This is a genomic window from Streptomyces lushanensis (assembly GCF_001700515.1).
Lineage (GTDB): Bacteria > Actinomycetota > Actinomycetes > Streptomycetales > Streptomycetaceae > Streptomyces > Streptomyces lushanensis.
In genome coordinates, this window is sequence record NZ_MAUD01000673.1 from 1 (window position 1) to 1,578 (window position 1,578).

Annotated in this window: 1 protein-coding gene and 1 pseudogene; both read left to right on the forward strand. The window is 69.6% G+C overall.

Annotated elements, in window-relative coordinates; translation table 11 throughout:
• Positions 1-651 (forward strand): acyl-CoA dehydrogenase family protein (locus tag BFF77_RS37620; RefSeq protein WP_281196675.1); only part of this gene is annotated, 651 nt, incomplete at both ends.
• Positions 652-653: 2 nt separating this feature from the next.
• Positions 654-1,197, forward strand: a pseudogene (locus BFF77_RS37625) (acyl-CoA dehydrogenase C-terminal domain-containing protein); the annotation flags it as partial.
• Between the last annotated feature and the right edge of the window lie 381 nt (positions 1,198-1,578).

A 1,578-nucleotide genomic window follows, 5' to 3' on the forward strand; every position in this document is an offset into this window, starting at 1 on the left:
GCCCGCCCCGAGGGCGCCGGACCGGGCACCAAGGGCCTGTCCCTCTTCCTCGTGCCGAAGTACGAGTTCGACCCGCAGACCGGCGAGCTGGGCGAGCGCAACGGCGTCTACGCCACGAACGTCGAGCACAAGATGGGTCTCAAGGTCTCCAACACCTGCGAGCTGACCTTCGGCGACCGCCACCCGGCCAAGGGCTGGCTGATCGGCGACAAGCACGAGGGCATCCGCCAGATGTTCCGCATCATCGAGTTCGCCCGGATGATGGTCGGCACGAAGGCCATCGCCACGCTCTCCACCGGCTATCTCAACGCGCTGGAGTACGCCAAGGAGCGCGTCCAGGGCCCGGATCTGGCCCAGTTCATGGACAAGGCCGCGCCCAAGGTCACCATCACGCACCACCCCGATGTGCGGCGCTCGCTGATGACGCAGAAGGCGTACGCGGAGGGCATGCGCGCCCTCGTCATGTACACCGCCTCCGTCCAGGACGAGATCGCCGTCAAGGAGGCCGAGGGCGAGAACACGAAGGCGCTGCACGGGCTCAACGACCTGCTGCTGCCGATCGTGAAGGGATACGGCTCGGAGCGCTCGTACGAACAGCTCGCGCAGTCCCTCCAGATCTTCGGCGGCTCGGGGTACCTCCAGGAGTACCCGNNGTACCCGGTCGAGCAGTACATCAGGGACGCCAAGATCGACACGCTCTACGAGGGCACCACGGCGATCCAGGGCCAGGACTTCTTCTTCCGGAAGATCGTCCGGGACCAGGGCCAGGCGCTGAACTCGCTGGCCGAGGAGATCAAGAAGTTCCTCGCCGTCGGCACCGGCGGTACGGAGCTGGCGCCGGCCCGCGACGCGCTCGCGCAGGCCGCCGCCGATCTGGAGGCGATCGTCGGCCGGATGCTGACGGACCTCACCGCCACCGGCGAGGACGTCAGGAACATCTACAAGGTCGGGCTCAACACGACGCGGCTGCTGATGGCTTCCGGCGATGTCGTGGTCGGCTATCTCCTGCTGCGCGGCGCGGCGGTGGCCACGGAGAAGCTGGAGACGGCCGCGACCAAGGACGTGCCGTTCTACCAGGGCAAGATAGCGGCGGCGAGGTTCTTCGCGGCGAACGTCCTGCCGGGCGTCTCGACGCAGCGCGCGCTGGCCGAGTCGGTGGACGACTCGCTGATGGAGCTGGACGAGGCGGCGTTCTGAAACACCGCGCCCGTCGAGGAGTGCCCCCCGCGGTGCGGCCGGTGGCACCGNNCGGAGCGCAGCGGGCGCCGAAGCCGGGCACCCTCACGGCGTGGCCGATTTCCGGCATTGTTCCCACTCCTCTCCCCTGTGAGACTGACACCGCCGGTGAACGCGGGTAGACGGGTGGCGCTCCGGACGGCCCGGCCCGCGCGGCGGCCGACGCCCTCGGCGGGGAGCCGGGGGTGTACGGCGTGTGGGCGAGCCGGCCGGAACACGGGCGGCCTGAGGCGGGGGGCAGCACATGCTCGAATGGACACGCGCGAAGCTCGACCGTCCCGGCGTCGGGGACATCGGAGGGTCGTTCGAGCCGTACCGGGAGCTTCTCGCGGCTCTGGACCG